15 protein-coding genes are annotated in these 16,853 nt (G+C 70.5%); 8 read left to right on the top strand and 7 right to left on the bottom strand.

What is annotated here, in order from left to right; all coding sequences use genetic code 11:
* Positions 1–10: 10 nt before the first annotated feature.
* From P3T29_RS18225 to P3T29_RS18240, 4 genes are all read left to right on the top strand, one after another.
* Positions 11–2,323, top strand: coding sequence for a serine/threonine-protein kinase (locus tag P3T29_RS18225; RefSeq protein ID WP_280717555.1), 2,313 nt, complete (start codon positions 11–13; stop codon positions 2,321–2,323).
* Positions 2,324–2,543: 220 nt separating this feature from the next.
* On the top strand, positions 2,544–6,098 hold the full coding sequence (gene dnaE, locus P3T29_RS18230; RefSeq protein WP_280717556.1) for a DNA polymerase III subunit alpha: 3,555 nt from the start codon (positions 2,544–2,546) through the stop codon (positions 6,096–6,098).
* A 146-nt stretch (positions 6,099–6,244) separates the two neighbouring features.
* Positions 6,245–6,520: a hypothetical protein gene (locus P3T29_RS18235; protein WP_280717557.1), complete on the top strand. Its 276-nt coding sequence runs from the start codon at positions 6,245–6,247 to the stop codon at positions 6,518–6,520.
* Entirely contained in the window at positions 6,513–6,776 is a 264-nt protein-coding gene (locus P3T29_RS18240) for a hypothetical protein (RefSeq protein WP_280717558.1), read from the top strand. The genes P3T29_RS18235 and P3T29_RS18240 overlap by 8 nt, the downstream gene beginning before the upstream one ends.
* 22 nt (positions 6,777–6,798) lie before the next feature.
* Here the strand turns inward: P3T29_RS18240 and P3T29_RS18245 are convergent, their stop codons facing one another.
* Entirely contained in the window at positions 6,799–7,038 is a 240-nt protein-coding gene (locus P3T29_RS18245) for a hypothetical protein (RefSeq protein ID WP_280717559.1), read from the bottom strand.
* Between the two features lie 149 nt (positions 7,039–7,187).
* Complete coding sequence (locus P3T29_RS18250; protein WP_280717560.1) at positions 7,188–8,324, bottom strand: carboxylesterase family protein; 1,137 nt, start codon at positions 8,322–8,324, stop codon at positions 7,188–7,190.
* 220 nt (positions 8,325–8,544) lie between these two features.
* Here P3T29_RS18250 and P3T29_RS18255 point away from each other — a divergent pair, with 220 nt between their 5' ends.
* Both P3T29_RS18255 and P3T29_RS18260 read left to right on the top strand, forming a co-directional pair.
* Complete coding sequence (locus tag P3T29_RS18255) at positions 8,545–9,225, top strand: DUF998 domain-containing protein (protein WP_280717561.1); 681 nt, start codon at positions 8,545–8,547, stop codon at positions 9,223–9,225.
* 176 nt (positions 9,226–9,401) lie between these two features.
* Positions 9,402–10,034, top strand: a complete 633-nt coding sequence (locus P3T29_RS18260) for a hypothetical protein (protein ID WP_280717562.1) — start codon at positions 9,402–9,404, stop codon at positions 10,032–10,034.
* A 43-nt stretch (positions 10,035–10,077) separates the two neighbouring features.
* On the opposite strand, the gene P3T29_RS18265 is transcribed toward P3T29_RS18260, so the two are convergent.
* The 3 genes from P3T29_RS18265 to P3T29_RS18275 form a co-directional block, all read right to left on the bottom strand.
* A complete protein-coding gene (locus P3T29_RS18265) occupies positions 10,078–10,524 on the bottom strand; it encodes a DUF3052 domain-containing protein (protein ID WP_280717563.1) in 447 nt (148 codons plus the stop codon).
* A gap of 6 nt (positions 10,525–10,530) precedes the next feature.
* On the bottom strand, positions 10,531–11,112 hold the full coding sequence (locus tag P3T29_RS18270; RefSeq protein ID WP_280717564.1) for a dienelactone hydrolase family protein: 582 nt from the start codon (positions 11,110–11,112) through the stop codon (positions 10,531–10,533).
* Between the two features lie 272 nt (positions 11,113–11,384).
* On the bottom strand, positions 11,385–11,741 hold the full coding sequence (locus tag P3T29_RS18275) for a DUF805 domain-containing protein (RefSeq protein WP_280717565.1): 357 nt from the start codon (positions 11,739–11,741) through the stop codon (positions 11,385–11,387).
* Positions 11,742–12,041: 300 nt separating this feature from the next.
* Here P3T29_RS18275 and P3T29_RS18280 point away from each other — a divergent pair, with 300 nt between their 5' ends.
* Positions 12,042–12,674 (top strand): hypothetical protein, encoded by a 633-nt coding sequence (locus P3T29_RS18280; RefSeq protein WP_280717566.1) that lies wholly within the window; start codon positions 12,042–12,044, stop codon positions 12,672–12,674.
* 39 nt (positions 12,675–12,713) lie between these two features.
* Here P3T29_RS18280 and P3T29_RS18285 read toward each other — a convergent pair whose 3' ends face one another.
* Both P3T29_RS18285 and P3T29_RS18290 read right to left on the bottom strand, forming a co-directional pair.
* A complete protein-coding gene (locus P3T29_RS18285; RefSeq protein ID WP_280717567.1) occupies positions 12,714–13,565 on the bottom strand; it encodes an ABC transporter permease in 852 nt (283 codons plus the stop codon).
* Complete coding sequence (locus P3T29_RS18290; protein WP_280717568.1) at positions 13,562–16,336, bottom strand: alpha/beta fold hydrolase; 2,775 nt, start codon at positions 16,334–16,336, stop codon at positions 13,562–13,564. The genes P3T29_RS18285 and P3T29_RS18290 overlap by 4 nt, the downstream gene beginning before the upstream one ends.
* A 105-nt stretch (positions 16,337–16,441) precedes the next feature.
* Here P3T29_RS18290 and P3T29_RS18295 point away from each other — a divergent pair, with 105 nt between their 5' ends.
* Positions 16,442–16,816, top strand: coding sequence for a VOC family protein (locus P3T29_RS18295; RefSeq protein WP_280717569.1), 375 nt, complete (start codon positions 16,442–16,444; stop codon positions 16,814–16,816).
* Positions 16,817–16,853 lie beyond the last annotated feature (37 nt).

Raw genomic sequence — 16,853 nt, forward strand, 5'->3', positions numbered from 1 at the left:
GGAACTCACCATGCCCATCCAGCCGCTGGAGCCCATCGACCCCGAGGCCGTCGGCCCGTACCGGCTGCTCGCCAGACTCGGGGCCGGCGGCATGGGACGCGTCTATCTCGCGCGTTCGGCCGGCGGTCGTACGGTCGCGGTCAAGGTGGTGCGGGCCGAGCTCGCCGAGGACCCGGAGTTCCGCGAGCGGTTCCGCCGCGAGGTCTCCGCCGCGCAGGCCGTCAGCGGGGCGTACACCGCGCCGGTGGTGGACGCCGACCGGGACGGGCCCACGCCGTGGCTCGCCACCACCTACGTGCTGGGCCCCTCCCTCACCGAGGCGGTCACCGAGCACGGCCCGCTGCCCGCCGACACCGTCCGGGCGCTGGGCTCGGGCCTGGCGGAGGCGCTCGCCGCCATCCATGCCGCCGGGCTGGTCCACCGCGACCTCAAGCCCTCCAACGTCCTGCTGGCCACCGACGGGCCCCGGGTGATCGACTTCGGGATCGCGCGGGCCATGGACGGCTCCAAGCTGACCAGCACCGGCATCGTGGTCGGCTCGCCCGGCTTCATGTGCCCGGAGCAGGCGAACGGCGCGCCGATGGGCCCGCCCGGGGACGTCTTCTCGCTGGGCTCGGTGCTGGCGTACGCCGCCACCGGCAAGGGCCCGTTCAACCACGACACCGAGTCGGCCGCCGCGCTGCTCTACCGGGTCATCCACCACGACCCGGTGCTCACCGGCCTACCGGACGGGCTGCGCCCGGCCATCACCGCCTGCCTCGCCAAGGACCCGGCCGACCGGCCGACGCCCGCCGAACTGGGCGCCCTGCTCGGGGCGAGGGAGAGCCTGGCGCGCGCCGCCTGGCTGCCCGCACCGGTCTCCTCGGACATCGCCGCGCACGCCGCCGAGGTGATGGACATGGAGACGCCTGCCCGTGGCAACGCGGTGGTGCCGACCCCGACCCAGGTCAGCGTGCCCGTGCCGACCGAGGGCACGATGCGGCTCGGTGCGAAGGCTCCGGCGGCTGCTCCCGCACTCGCCGAGGCGCCCGCCGAACCCGCCAAGCCGGCGCCCTCGCGCCGCCTGCTGCTGGCCGGTGGCGGCGCGGCCCTGGTCGCCGCGCTCGGCGGCGCCGCCGCCTGGGCGCTGTCCGGCAGCCCGAAGCCGACCCCGCACCCCACGCCGGTACCGACGCACCCGAGCGGCAGCCCCTCGCCGCTCCCCACCACGAGCCGCGCGCCCGGCGTCCCGCCGGTGGCCCTGTGGACGTACAAGCTCACCAACGACAACCCCACCCAGGCGGCCCCGCTCTGCGCCAACGGAGTGCTCTACATCGGCGGGGACGGCCTGTACGCCCTCGACGTGGCCACCGGGAAGGAACGGTTCACCCAGCCGGAGGCGGCGGCGAGCAACCTCGCGACCGCCGGCGGCAGCGTCTCCTTCGGCTCGGTCATCGACATCACCACGATCGACGGCGCGACCGGCGCGATCCTGTGGAAGTTCACCTCGAAGAACACCGCCGACGGCAAGACCTCGATCGCCTCGGACACCGTGCTGGCCGCCGACGACAAGGCCGTCTACGCCATGTGCAGCTTCATAGCGCTGGACCAGAACGGCCTGCCGAACATGGACGCCCCGAACGCGCCCGGCATCTTCGCGCTCTCCCGCAAGGACGGCTCGGTGCTCTGGAGCCAACGGCGCAACGCCAAGGCCGACTTCACCGTGAACACGGTGCTGGCGAAGAACACCATCCTCTACACCGACTCGCAGAAGAACCTGGTCGCCCGCAGCATCACCGACGGCTCGCAGCTCTGGTTCGCCGAGACCGACGCCCGGGGCTCCTACTACCAGCCCGTCACCGACGGCGACCGGGTCTTCTGCTCGGCCACCGGGGCCGGCATCCAGGCGGTGAACATCGACGGCGGCAAGCAGGCCTGGGCGAAGACCTCCCCGGACAGCCACCTCTGGTACAGCCCGCCGGCCGTCGGCGACGGGGTGGTCTACTCGGTGCTCGGCGGTCAGACCGTGTCGATGAACGGCACCACCTACACACCGCCCACCGGGCCGGTGCTGTACGCCTACAAGGCGACCGACGGTACGGAGCTCTGGCGGCTCCCGCTGCCGAACGAGTGCGCGATGGCGGTCTCCCCGATCGTGGTCCAGCAGACCGTCTTCGTGGCCACCCCCGACAAGGGGATCTACGCGATCGACACCACCGGCCACAAGGTCCGCTGGGCCTTCCAGAACGGGCTCACCGACACCCTGGACTGGAAGTTCGGCACCGACGGCGCGCGCCTGATCGCCGCCCAGGGCGACCGGGTCTACGCCCTGCCGCCGGTCTGACGGCCGCCGGTCCGATCCCCCGGCCCGCGGTTCGCCCAGCACGGCGAACCGCAGGCCGGGGGCCGTGCGGCGGTCGATCGGCGCGGGGCCCGTCGCCACGGCCGCGGTGGCCCGAAATGCGGTGAGGGAGACACGGGAGAGGCGCCTGATCAAGGTGCGCTCCGCGTTAGGGTGGTACCTCTCCAGTCGCGTTCCGCACCATCCCTAGGAGCTATCACCCGTGGCCGACAGCTTCGTGCATCTGCATGTCCACACCGAGTACTCGATGCTGGACGGGGCAGCGAAGAACGGGAAGCTGTTCGCGGAAGCCCATCGGCAGGGCATGCCCGCCATCGCGATGAGCGACCACGGCAACATGTTCGGCGCGTACGAGTTCTTCCAGAGCGCCAAGAAGCTCGACGGCGCGGTTAAGCCGATCATCGGCATCGAGGCGTACGTCGCGCCGGGCTCGCGCTTCCACAAGAAGCAGACCTTCTGGGCCCCCGGCGGCCAGCGGGTGGTCAGCGCCGACGGCGAGGGCGGCAAGGACGTCTCCGGCGGCGGCCGCTACACCCACATGACGATGTGGGCGCAGAACGTCACCGGTCTGCGCAACCTCTTCAAGCTCTCCTCGCTCGCGTCGATGGAGGGCTACTACATGAAGCCCCGGATGGACCGCGAGCTGATCGCCGAGAACGCCACCGGCATCATCGCGACCACCGGCTGCCCGTCCGGCGAGGTGCAGACCCGGCTGCGGCTGGGCCAGTACGAGGAGGCGGTCAAGGCCGCCGGCGCGTACCAGGACATCTTCGGCAGGGAGAACTACTTCCTGGAGCTGATGGACCACGGCCTGTCCATCGAGAAAGACGTCCGGGACGACCTGCTGCGGTTGGCCAAGGAGCTGAACATCCCGCTGCTGGCCACCAACGACTCGCACTACGTGACCGCCGACCAGGCGGACGCCCACGACAGCCTGCTCTGCGTCGGCGTGGGCAAGAACAAGGACGACCCGAACCGCTTCAAGTTCAACGGCGACGGCTACTACGTCAAGACGCCCGAGGAGATGCAGGCGCTCTTCCGCGAACTGCCGGAGGCGTGCGCGAACACGCTGGCCATCGCCGAGCGGATCGAGCCGTACGACGAGGTCTTCAACTACGTCGACCGGATGCCGCAGTTCGACGTCCCCGAGGGCGAGACCCAGGCGTCGTTCCTGCGCCAGAAGATCTCCGCCGGACTCCAGCACCGCTACGGCGACAACCCGAGCCAGGAGGTGCTGGACCGGGTCGAGTTGGAGATGGGCGTCATCTCCCCGATGGGCTTCGACGCGTACTTCCTCGTGGTCGCGGACATCTGCCAGTACGCCCGTGACAACGGCATCCCGGTCGGCCCGGGCCGTGGTTCGGCGGCAGGCTCGATGGTCTCGTACCTGACCCGGATCACCGAGCTGGACCCGCTGGAGCACGATCTGCTGTTCGAGCGGTTCCTGAACCCCGAGCGCATCAACCCGCCCGACGTCGACATCGACTTCGACGACCGCCAGCGCGACCAGATGGTGCGTTACGTCACCGACAAGTACGGCGAGGCGTACACCGCGCAGGTGAACACCTTCGGCACCATCAAGGCCAAGGCCGCCGTCAAGGACGCCAACCGGATCCTCGGCTACCCCTTCGCGATGGGCGACCGGATCACCAAGGCGATGCCGCCGGACGTGATGGGCAAGGGCGTCCCGCTGGCCGACCTGTTCAACGAGAAGCACCCGCGTTACAACGAGGGCACCGAGATCCGGTCGCTGTACGCGAACGAGCCCGACGTCAAGAAGATCATCGACACCGGTCTCGGCATCGAGGGCCTGATCCGCGGCACCGGCGTGCACGCCGCCGCCGTCATCCTGTCCTCCACCCCGCTGCTCGAACTCGTCCCGCTGCACAAGCGGGACAAGGACGGCGTGATCATCACCGGCTTCGACTACCCGTCGTGCGAAGCCATGGGCCTGATCAAGATGGACTTCCTGGGTCTGCGGAACCTGGGCATCATCGATCACTGCATCAAGATCGTGAAGGCCAACCGAGGTGTCGACGTCGACATCGAGAAGATCGCGCTGGACGACCCCACCACCTACGAACTGCTGGCCCGGGGCGACACCCTGGGCGTGTTCCAGCTCGATGGCGGCCCGATGCGGGCCCTGCTCAAGCTGATGAAGCCCACCGAGTTCGCCGACATCTCCGCCGTCTCGGCGCTCTACCGGCCGGGCCCGATGGGCATGAACTCGCACACCAACTACGCGCTCCGCAAGAACGCCCAGCAGGAGATCGTCCCGATCCACCCCGAGCTGGAGGAGCCGCTCAAGGAGGTGCTCGGCCCCACCTACGGCCTGATCGTCTACCAGGAGCAGGTGCAGCGAGCCGCGCAGGTGCTGGCCGGGTACTCGCTCGGACAGGCAGACCTGCTCCGTCGCGCGATGGGCAAGAAGAAGAAAGAGGTCCTGGAGAAGGAGTTCGTCCCCTTCCACGCGGGCTGCCAGGAGCGCGGCTACTCGGACGAGGCGATCCAGGCGGTCTGGGACGTCCTGGTCCCGTTCGCCGGGTACGCGTTCAACAAATCGCACTCCGCCGCGTACGGGCTGGTCTCGTACCAGACGGCCTACCTCAAGGCGAACTACCCCGCCGAGTACATGGCCGCCCTGCTGACCTCGGTCGCGGACGACAAGGACAAGATGGCCGTCTACCTGGCGGAGTGCCGCCAGATGGGCATCAAGATCCTCTCCCCGGACGTGAACGAGTCGGTGGTCGACTTCACCGCCGTCGGCAGCGACGTCCGGTTCGGCCTGAAGGCGGTGCGCAACGTCGGCGTGCCGGTGATCGAGTCGCTGGTGAAGACCCGGAAGGAGAAGGGCAAGTACTCCTCCTTCGCCGACTTCCTGGACAAGGTCGAGCTGGTGGTCTGCAACAAGCGGACCATCGACTCGCTGATCAAGGCGGGCGCGTTCGACTCGCTCGGCCACACCCGCCTCTCGCTCACCACCGTGCACGAGAACGCGATCGACGCCGTGACGGGCGTGAAGAAGCAGCAGGCGATCGGCCAGGACGACCTGTTCGGCGCGATGGACACCGGCGAGGACATCCAGACCATCGGCCTGGACTTCGAGCTGACCGAACGTGAGTGGCCGCGCAAGCAACTGCTCAGCCTGGAACGGGAGATGCTCGGCCTGTACGTCTCCAGCCACCCGCTGGACGGCGCCGAGCACATCCTCTCCCGCAACCGCGACATCTCGATCGCCGAACTCCTCGGCTCCGGCCGCACCGAGGGCGAGGTCAAACTCGCCGGGCTGATCACCTCGGTGGACCGCCGGATCAACAAGGCGGGCAACGCCTGGGCGATCATCACGCTCGCCGACCGCGACGGCTCGGTCGAAGTGCTGTTCTTCCCCGCCACCTACAACCTGATGGCCGACCAGATGGTCGAGGACAACGTCATCTCCGCCCGGGGCCGCCTCAACGAGCGCGACGGCTCGCTGAGCATCTTCGGCCAGGAGATCACCACCCTCGACATCTCCTCCGCCGAACACGGCGGCAAGCCCCCGATCCAGATCACCATCCCCGAGGCCCGGGTCAACCCGTCGCTGATCCGCGAACTCAAGCGCTCGCTGCGTTCGCACCCCGGGGACGTGCCCGTCCGCCTGATGACCACCAGCCGGCAGAAGGACGTCCTGTACGAGCTGGGCTTCCTGGTGAACACCGACAACGCCTTCGCCAGCGAGGTCAAGACCCTGCTGGGACCGTCGGCCTGGAGCGTCTGACGTGTCCACCGGTCAGCCGGCTCGTTGACCCGGGCGGGGTGGGCGGCTCAGAGCCGAAGTCACTGCGCGACACATCGTCGCGGCGTACCTTCGAATGAGCCGCCAACCCCGCCCCTCGCTCCCGGACTGCGAATCGAGACCAGGTCATGAGCGCTCAGCCGATCCAGCACCACTCCCCGCCCGGCACCCCTCGGACCATCCGTGAGTTCCGTGCCGTCCTCAAGGGGGCAGACCTGACCCTCTTCAACACCGAAGTCGACGACGTACCGCTCCACGAGATCCGCGAGTACCTCAAGGGCTGGCAGCACCTGCTCCACCTGCGTGCGGTCCCCGAAGTGGGCGAGGCACTGAGGACAGCCTTCGACCGACCTGGCATCCCCGCCTCGGAACTCTTCCCCGAGTGGGTGGAGACCGGTGTCTGACCTGCTCGACATCTTCTTCGACGACGCGGCCCGGCTCGCAGTCGTGGGCCTGACGCCGGAACAGCGCAAGAGACTGTTGCACACGCTGCGAAGCATCCAGCGTGACCCCGAACTCGGAAGGCCCTACACCGTCGGCGACGACGTGTCAGGCCGAGTGGTCACGATTCCCGGTGACGAGGCCGTACCGGGCATGACTCTCGGGTACCGCGTCGGCGAAGCCGAGATCCGGATCGTCCTGATGCTCGCCGGCCCCTGACAGCCCAACCCGAGGCGGAGAGTCAGCTGCCGGGGCAGGGGATAGTGAGGGTGTCCACGGCGGCCTGGGTGGGTGCGACGACGATCGTGTCGACGCCCAGTCCCCCCATGGGGGCGTCCGTGCCCGGCGTTTCGGTGTCCTCGGGCACGTAGACGCACAGGCCCAGGAGGCCCAGCGCGATGGTTCCCTCGGAGCTGTACTCCGGGGCAACGCCGGTGTTGTTGACGACCTCGGCGTAGCTGCCGGCCGGGGCGGTGAACACCTCTGTGCCGCCGTCCAGTAGGGCCTGGTCGTCGATGACGTCGGGCTGGTTGTTCTGGTAGTCCCCGGCGCTCCGGTACAGGCAGACACTGTCGAAGGGGCAGCCGTGGTCGGAGCCGACCGGCTCGGCCCCGGACGCCGAGGCGCGGCTCAGCGCGGCGGGCCTGCCGGTAGCGCCCGGAGCCGTGGTGGCGCCGCGGCGACGAGGTCCGCCTGGTCGCCGAAGCTGTCTGCAAGCAGTTGCCGGTAGCGCTGCGGAGTGATCGGCTCCTGCGCGTTCAGGACCGCCGCCCATCCCCGGTGCTCGTCGAGGTTGCCGCCCTCGAGAACCGGAACCCGCTGGTACCGGCCTTCCCGCAGAGCCGTCGCCGGTTCGAGCGGGAGGAGAGGAGTGTCGTAGGCGGGCTTGTCGAAGGGCAACTTCGGCGCGGACAGGTCGGTGGCGGACTTCTGCCGCAGGCAGTCGAGCGTGTCGCAGCCCACCTGGGCGGCCAGCTGCCTGCCGGTGGCCTCGGTCGCGGCTCGGCCGGTCCACGGCGAACCGGCCGGCATCCCCGGCCAGAACAGGTTCTTCGGGTAGTTGATCAGGCAGGAACCACTCTGGATCAGCGCCTTGTCGAACAGGCCGGCCGCCGAGGGCGAGGTCAGCTGAGAGCACACGCTCATCCCACCGGCGGACTGCCCGGCCAGCGTCACGTTCCGGGGATCGCCCCCGAAGGCGGCCGCGTTTCGCCGCACCCAGCGCAGCGCGGCCTGCTGATCGGCCAGCCCGAAGTCGCCCGAGCCGGCCAGCCCCGAGTAGCCGAAGTTCCCGAAGACGCCCAGCCGGTAGTTGATCGTCACCACCACCACGCCACCGGTGACCACCATCCGGTGCGGGTCGTAGTCGCTGCCGGATCCGGAGACGAAGCCGCCTCCGTGCAGCCAGACGACCACCGGCCGCCGCTCGGCCCGGGCCGGTGCGGTCACGTCGAGATAGAGGCAGTCCTCGTTGCCACTGAGGTGAGCCGGCGGCCCCTGCGGGCACGGGTTACCCGGAGCGGTCGCCTCGCGCACCCCGGGCCAGGGCGTCACCGGCTGCGGATCGCGCCAGCGCAGCTCGCCGACCGGCGGCGCGGCGTAGGGGATGCCCTGGAAGCTCCGGTAGTCGTGCTGGGCGGTGCCGCGTACCAGACCGGAGTTCGTGGCCACCACCACGCCCTGGTCCGCCGCCTGGGCCGCCGGCACGGCGGGTGAGGCGAGAGCCATGAGCAGGGCGGCCACGACGAGCCTCGGGAATCGAGCCATCAGGAACCCTTCCATTCAGAACGACCAGGAACCGGCGTCCTGACGGTACAGGTGTATCACATCCGGGGCAACGGCATTCGGGTGAGCCAAGCGCGCACAACCAAGCTCCGGGCAAGGAGAGTTGGGCGTTGCAGGTAGGCACTTCCCAAGCGCCTCACGACCTGATACAAACGTATCAACAGAAGGTCGGGCCGACGGCGGGGGCCAGCGGATGGGCGGGATGCGAAGAGCACTAACCTGGGGGGCCATCGCCGCCCAACTGCTGTTCACCGCTTCCTGGTTCCTCGACGGCCTGGCGGAGGGGCGAGGCTATCGCGCCTCTGCGGACGGCATCAGCGACCTGGGCGCGCTGACGGCCGACCACCCGTGGCTCGAACTCGCGGCGCAGGCGGTCGCCGGCACGCTCACCATCGCGTTCGCCCTCTTCGCGCTCCGCCCGGCTCTTGCGCTCCCCGGAGCTTCGGCGCCCGTGGGAGCCTGGTTGGTGGCCGCCTCCCCGCTGGGACTCGACAACGTCTGGGACGTCTTCTTCCGACTGGACTGCCGGGCCGCCGACCCCGGGTGCTCCCACAGCCTCACCGGAGGCTCCTGGCACGCGACCGTACACCTGGCGATCTCACTCCTCAGCTTCCCCGTCCTGGTGATCGCCCCCTCCGTTCTGGCCGCCCGATTTCGCGCCCACCCCGCGTGGCAGGGCTGTTCGGGCCCGGCGCTGGCCTTCAGTCCGGTGATGTTCGTCGGGGTGCTCGGCTTCCTCGGACTCCACGGACGCGACAGCGGCGGGTACGCCGAGCGGGCACTCGCCATGGCCGCCTCGGTCGGCGTGATCCTGCTGGCCGTCAGAACGCACCGGGTCCTCTCGCCGGTCTCGGACATTCCGGCCGGCGCCACCTCGCCCTGAACGGGCCGGTCTCCAGCGGACTGGCGAGCCGACGGGTCGGCAGGTCGGCAGGTCGGCAGGTCGGCAGGCCCATCCCATGCACGGCGGCTCGGGCGCCCGCGCTACCCTCGGGCCCGCGCGGCGATGGGTTCGCGCGGTCGAGGTGTGGAGATTCCGCGCCGTTCTGAGGGAGAGTCATGAGTTACGCCCCACCCACCGGTGGACTTCCGGTGCCGCCCGCCCGCGACCGTGCCCGGGCACTGCCGGGGCTGGCGGTGCTCCTGATCATCGGTCTGATACTCGAGCTGGCCGTGCTGGGGTTCGACCTCAACCAGGACGGACCCGCCTACCTCCCGACCGCGCTCGGCTTCACCTTCGGGGGCGCTCAGAACGCCCCGGTCGGGTTCTTCGGCGGCGACGCGGCCACCTGCATGGCGTTTCTGGTCATGATCATCGCGGCCTTCTCGGGACGCGGTTGGATCCGGGCCGCCGGGACGGTGCTGCTCCTGGTGGGCGCCTACAACTCGTTCCAGATGCTGTCCATCCAGCTGACCGGCTCGGACGAGTCGCGTTCCGGGTTCGCCCAGCCGCTCAACCACCTGCTGCTCAACCTCGACGAGATCGCCCAGATCGGGTTGGCGGTGATCTTCACCGTGGTGGTGACCGCCACCGTCCGCCGGAACGGCCCGGCGGCACCGGCCGGACCAGCCGTGGGCTTCCCCGGTACGCCGCCCGGCTTCGCGCCGTACCAGCAGCAACCCGGGTACGCCCCGGCGCCCGCCGCGTACGCCTACCCGCCCGCGCCGACGGAGGGACCCACGCCCTCCTGAGCCTGAATCAGCGCCGGGATCAGTGGCGGGGTCGGCGCCGGGCTCAGCGCCGGAGTTCGCGGCGGATGACCAGCCGCAGGCCGCTGTAGGTCTCGTCGATCGCGCAGACCTTGTTGTCCACCAGGCCGGTCGGCAGGGCCACCTCGCGGACGACGTTCTCGTCCAGGTCGGTCGCGAGCCCGGCTGCCGGCCCGGCCGCCTTCCCGGCCGCCGCCTTCCGGGCCGCCCTCTTGGGCCAGGCCAGCCAGAGCCCGGCCGCCTGGCCCATCGCCGCCCGCAGCTCGGCGAGCCGGGTCTCGTACTCGGCCCGGCCCGCCGGGAACCACACCGCGACGTCGAACGGTTCGTCAGGGTCGGGGGCCGTCCGGGTCAGCACCCCGTCCGGCAGGCCGGGTACGGCGAAGCCGGGCGGGGCGCCGACGAGCAGCAGGACGGCACCCGGCTTGATCCCGAGCTTCTGTGCCAGCGGTGTGCCCGAGTACCCGGCCACGGGGTGTCAGCCGTCCAGCTCGGCGAGGAAGTCGAGGGCGCCGGCCCAGGTCTGCTCGGCGGCTTCGGCGTCGTAGTCGGGCAGCTCCGGGTCGGTGAAGATGTGGCCGGCACCCCGGTAGCGGTGGACCTCGACGTCCGCGCCGATCTTGAGCATCCGCAGGTACCAGGTGTTCAGCCAGTCCTCGGTCTCGAACGGATCCGGCTCGGCGACGTGCAGCTGGACGGGCACGGAGGTGGCGGCGTCATCCCGGATGTCCGAGGTGCCGTGCAGGAGCAGCAGGCCCAGGGCCCGCTCGTCGGCGAGGGCGAGGTTCTGGGCGATCGCGCCGCCGAGCGAGAAGCCCGCGTAGACCAGCCGTTCACCCGTGCCGAGCACCGGAACGACCGAGGTGATGGCACGTCGGAGCAGTTCGTCGGTGGTGACCTCGTCCTTGTACGCCATGCCCTCCTCGACGGTGTCGAAGACCTTGCCGTCGTACAGGTCGGGCGTGAGCACCTGGTGGCCGGCGGCCCGCAGGCGCTCGGCGGCGGCGTGCACGGCCGGGCGCAGGCCGTACGCGGAGTGGAAGAGGACGATCTGAGCCACGGGTGGTTCCTTCGCTGGCGGGCCGGGACGGGTCCTTCATCATCTCCCATCGGACGGGTCGGAGCTGCCTGCGGAGCCTCCGCGCGGCGTGCCGGGTACGGACCGGTCCGAGGTGGGGGACCAGTTTTTCGGTGATCCCTTTTCGGGCCGCGTGCAGAAATTCACCTGCGGCTCAGGTAGATGAATTCCAGGATGTCCGGACCTGAAAAAGCCGGACGCGGCATCGCAGCTGCGTCCAGCTTTTCGGGGCGGACCGATTACGGTCCGCGAAGTCAGGCCTGTGCGGGGTTGAGCTTCGGGTTCGGGCCGTACTTGTTGTCGCTCTGGTCACCCTCGAGGACGCTGAAGATGATGAGCACGACGAAGCCGACGCAGGTCAGGCCGATGAGCAGCCACCACGCGGAGCGGCCGGTGTCGTGCAGACGCCGGACCAGCACGGCGAGCGCCGGGAGCAGCACCGCAAGGGAGTAGATCCCGGCGAGGAGGCCTCCCGTGCCCGCGACGTTGTCGACTATCGTCAGGATGACGGAGGCGAGGACGCTGAAAAGGGTGAACATCCAGTATTCCTGGCGGCGCGCACGGCCGCTAAAACCCACATAGTTCTTCAGTACTGCGAGATACCAGTCCACCGCTACCGCTCCTATTTTCGGGTCGTCGAGCGGAGTGAACATATTGCTTGGCCAATGACTGGTCAAGCCAATTGCCTCGACTTGATACCCGACCGTGATTATCGGCGGGGTAGTTTGCCCTGTTTAGGCCATCTGGAGGTGGTATATCCACGAGTTCCGGCAGTGGCAGGTCCGGACATTTCGGACCGCCGGGCTTGATGACCGGTCAGGTCCGGACCAGTTACCGACAGGCTGCGTACTCGTTTCCAGGCCGGAGACTCCGCGCCTGCCCCGACCATGACACTCCGTAGGAGAAGCACCATGCGCCGCACAGCTCTGACCACCACCGCCCTCGCCCTCGGCCTGACCGCCATGCTGGCGACGGCCGCCCCGGCGGGCGCGGCCGGCCCCGAGGTCCCGGTCAAGGGACAGGCCACCTTCTGCCTCAGCCAGGCCGCCACCACCAAGCTCACCTCAATGGGCGTGGTCCTCACAGCCATCGCCCCCGCGACCCTCGACACCACCGGCCCGACGCCGTGCGTCACGACCCCCGTGTCGAAGGGCGCCATCTCGCTGGACCTCGTCTCGGGCGGCGCCCCGCTCGACGGTGGCTTCTCCTTCACCAAGCCCGCCGACCAGACCCGCCTGGACTTCACCAACCTCTACAGCAACCTGACCCGCCGTACGATCACCGCCGACGCGGCGGTCGACGGCGCGGCGCCGGCCAACCTCGACCTCGCCACCTACGACGTCAGCACCGACAAGGTGAAGGTCGGCCTCACCGGCGTGGACGCGGTGGGCGTGGACGCCAACCTGACCCAGTTCGGGGCGGACGCCTTCATCTCGGCGTTCGAGGACCAGCCGGTGGACACCGGGAAGCCGCTGTTCGCGATCACCGGGCACGTCGACCTGCTCCAGAGCGTCGCCGCGCTGCCGGTCGGCCTCACCGGCTGACGCGGCTGGGCCACCGGTGGTGGTCAGGTGCCGGTCCGGTCAGGACACGACGTCCTTGCGGGCGAACCCCCGGAAGGCGAGTGCGAGCAGCACGATCGCGTAGGAGACCGAGAGCGAGACGCCCTGCAGCATGCCGCCCCACTCCAGTTGGGGCTGCAGGGCGTCCGCCCAGGCGTACTGCCAGTGCGCGGGCAGCCATTCGCGCAGGCCGCCCAGCGCGGTCACGGCGTCGAGCACACCCGTGATGATCGAGATGAAGACGGCGCCGCCGACCGCGCCGAGCGGGGCGTCGGTCGCGGTGGAGAGCCAGAACGCCAGTGCGGCGATGACCAGTTCGCTCAGCAGGATGAACGCCACCGCGATGGCGAGCCGGGGCAGTGCGACGGAGGCGGGCAGGCTGGCGCCGGTCGGCAGCTTCAGGTCGCCCCAGCCGTACGCGGCCGTGCCGACCGCGAGGCCGAGCAGCGGGAGCAGGACGATGGCCGCTGCCGAGAAGGCCAGCCCGACGGTGAACTTGCGGGCCAGCAGCCGGGCCCGGGGGACGGGCGCGGCGAGCAGGTAGCGCAGCGAGGACCAGCTGGCCTCGGAGGCGACGGTGTCGCCGCAGAACAGCGCCACCGGGATGACCAGCAGGAAGCCGGTGCCCATGAAGAGCATGGTGGCGGCGAAGTTGGGCCCGGAGGCGGTGGCCAGGTCGACGAAGGTGGTCCGGTCGGGGCGGCTGGGCGTGCCGCCGATCTGGAACGCCAGCAGGACGATGAACGGCAGCGCCGACAGCACCCCGGCGATCACCATCGTCCGCCTGCGGCGCAGCTGGCGCACCGCCTCCACCCGCAGCGGCAGCGTCCGGCGGGCCCGGTAGCCGGGGGCGTGGTCGAGCGTCGTCGTCACGAGCTTCCTCCGATGAGTGAGAGGAACGCGTCCTCCAGGCGGCGGTGCGGCCCGGCGGTCTCGACCGGGACGCCGAGCCGGACCAGTTCCGCGACCAGCTGACTGGCCGTCATACCGTCCAGCCGTACCAGCAGCCCGTGTTCGGCCACCGTCACGGCGCCGACACCCGTCAACTCCGCCGCCTTCTCCGCCGCCACGGCGAGTTCGTCCGGCCCGTACGAGGTGGGCGTGCCGACCAGCAGCAGCTCGCCCCCGCCGACGATCTCGGCGACGGCACCCGCGCTGACCAGCCGGCCACGGTCCATCACCACCAGGTGGGTACAGCTCTGTTCGACCTCGGAGAGCAGGTGGCTGGAGACGATGACGGTCCGTCCGGCCTCCGCGTAACGGATCATCACCTCGCGCATCTCGCGGATCTGCGGCGGGTCGAGCCCGTTGGTCGGCTCGTCCAGGATCAGCAGGTCCGGCATACCGAGCATGGCCTGCGCGATGGCCAAGCGCTGGCGCATGCCCTGGGAGTAGGTGCGGACGGCGCGGTCCAGCGCCTCGCCGAGGTCGGCGATGGCGAGCGCCTCGTCGAAGTGGGCGTCCTCGGCCGGGCGGCCGGTGGCCTGCCAGTAGAGGTGCAGGTTGGCCCGGCCGGTGAGGTGCGGCAGGAAGCCCGCGCCCTCCACGAACGAGCCGACCCGGGAGAGTACGGGCGCGCCGGGGCGCACCGCGTGGCCGAACAGCCGGACCTCCCCCGCGTCCGGGCGGATCAGGCCCATCAGCATCCGCAGGGTGGTGGTCTTGCCGGCGCCGTTCGGGCCGAGCAGCCCGAGCACCTGGCCCTGCTCGACCCGGAAGGAGAGGTCGCGGACGGCGTACCGGTCGCTGGCGCCCCGGTAGCGCTTGCTCAGGCCGGTGATCTGCAGCGGGACGTCCGCGAGCGCGGGGTCGGCTGTGTCCGTCCTCCGACGACGGGTCAGGGTCAGCCCGGTCAGCCCCCGGCGGCCCAACAGCAGCGCCGCCGCCACGAGCACCGCCAGCAGCGGCAGCAGCCAGGTACGGGCGGGCAGCGCGGCCGCCTCGGTCTTCAGCCCGTCGACCGTCGGGGCGGCCAGCGGGCCGCTGACGGAGATCTTGTAGGTGGCGGGCTGTGCGGGCGAGGCGTACGCGAGGTCGGTGGAGGCCAGCACCAGGCGCAGCCGGTGCCCGGCGGGGAAGGTGTGGTCGACGGCCGGGAGGGCGATCCGGACGGTCCGGCCGCCGGGCGCGTCGGCGCCCGTCACCCGCAGCGGCGCGACCAGCTGCTGCGGCAGGGTCTGCTTGCCGTCCGGGCCGAGGTCGTAGAGCTTGGCGAAGAGCACCGCGTCCGGCCGGTCGGCCTGGACGTTCACCGAGACGGTGGGCGCACCGGTCAGGTTCAGCGGGGAGTCCAGCGGAGTGGACTCGAAACTCGCGTACTGGCCCGGGAAGTCGAGTGAGATCCCACCGCCGAGCGAGGCGAGCTGGGAGAGCGCGCCGATGCCGGGGAGGGTGGAGATGTTCGGCGGCGAGCCGCCAGGCGGGTTGGCGACGGCCTGTTCGCCGCCCTTGAGTTCGTACGTACGGGCGGCGGTGCCGGACAGGCCGGGGTAGCTGTTCGCGTCTGCGCCGCGCAGCACGGCCTGAAACCCGGTGGAGTCGACGCCACCGGCACGGGTGACCCGGAAGGCGGGGCCGGTGTCGTTGCCCGCGCCCTTCAGGTAGTGGTCGAACCAGGCCGTGACCCGGGAGTCCACCCGCGCGCTGCCCTCGGTACCGCCGTCGTGGCCACCGTTGAACCAGTCGACGCCGACGGGCGCGCCGTTGGCGGCCACGCCCTTGGCGATCGCGTCGCCCTGGTCCAGCGGGAAGAGCGAGTCCTGCTGCCCCTGCACCACCAGCGTGGGCACCTTGAGCCGGGCCGCGACCGAGGACGGGCTGGACCGTTCGAGCATCGCGACCGCGTCGGCGTCGGCGTGCCCGGTGGTGGCGACCCGGTTGTACATCGCGCAGAGCGAGTCCAGGAACCGGCCGCACCCGACCGGGCCGTCGGCCTGCGGGGCGTTGGTCCGACCCGTCAGGTCACCGGCCGAGCCGGTGGTGAAGAAGATCCCGGCCCAGAGCTTCTTGAACACCCCGTCCTCGGCCGTACCGCCCTTCACCCCCTGCGGGAAGAGCGCGTCCGCCAGGTTCCACCAGGTGATCTGGCTGGCCACGGCCTTGATCCGGGGGTCGTACGCGGCGGCGAGCAGCGCGGCCCCGCCGCCGTACGAGGCGCCCGTGATACCGACTCTCGGGTCGCCAGGACCGTCCAGTTGGACCTCGGGGCGGGTGGCCAGCCAGTCGACCAGGTGCTTGACGTCCTCGATCTCGCGGTCGGGCGCGTCCAGTCCGATCTTGCCGGTGGAGTGCCCGAAGCCACGCGCGGACCAGGTGAGCACCGCGTACCCGGAGCGCGCCAGTTGTTCCGCGCGGTCACGTTCGTCGGCCTTGCTGCCGCCGAAACCGTGGGCGAGCAGGATCGCGGGGCGCGGAGTGCTGCCGGTGGTGAAGAACGAGGTGTCCAGGCTGATCTTCTGGCTGCTGCCCGGCGTCTCGGGCATGGCGAGGAAACGATCCTCCTCCCGGACCGCCACCTGTCCGGCGGCCGAGGCCACCGCCGCCACCCCGACTCCGGCGAGCAGCAACAGGACCACCAGCGCAGCCGATGCCCGCCGCCTCGTCAGACCCGCGCGCCTGCGACGCAACCACCCACCCACGCTCATGGATAACGACCCTATCCGCGCTCGACGTAGGAATCTTGTAAGCGGCCCCCTGTCCGCGCACCTGGGGCGTTGCCCACCGCGCCCGCTGCCGCCATAGTGCTTCGCATGGCCTCTCTCGTACGACACGTCACCATCGACTGCTCCGACGCCTACCGCCTCGGCGGCTTCTGGGCCGAGGTCCTCGACTCCGCGCTGAACGAGGACGACAAGCCCGGCGATCCGGAGGCACTGGTCGCCGCCGACGGCATCACGGTCCTCTTCATCACCGTCCCGGACGCCAAGACGGTCAAGAACCGGGTGCACTTCGACCTCCAGCCGAAGGACCGCACCCGCGACCAGGAGGTCGAACGCCTCCTCGCCCTGGGCGCCACCCTGGTCGCCGACCTGCGCAACCCCGACGGCACCGGCTGGGTCACCCTCGCCGACCCGGAGGGCAACGAGTTCTGCGTCGAGCGCAGCGCCGCCGAGCGCGCGGCCTGACCCGCGTCCCCGGCCGATCCTGAGCACCTGTCTCGGC

It is taken from the genome of Kitasatospora sp. MAP5-34 (genome assembly GCF_029894335.1).
In the GTDB taxonomy this organism is placed as follows: Bacteria; Actinomycetota; Actinomycetes; order Streptomycetales; family Streptomycetaceae; genus Kitasatospora.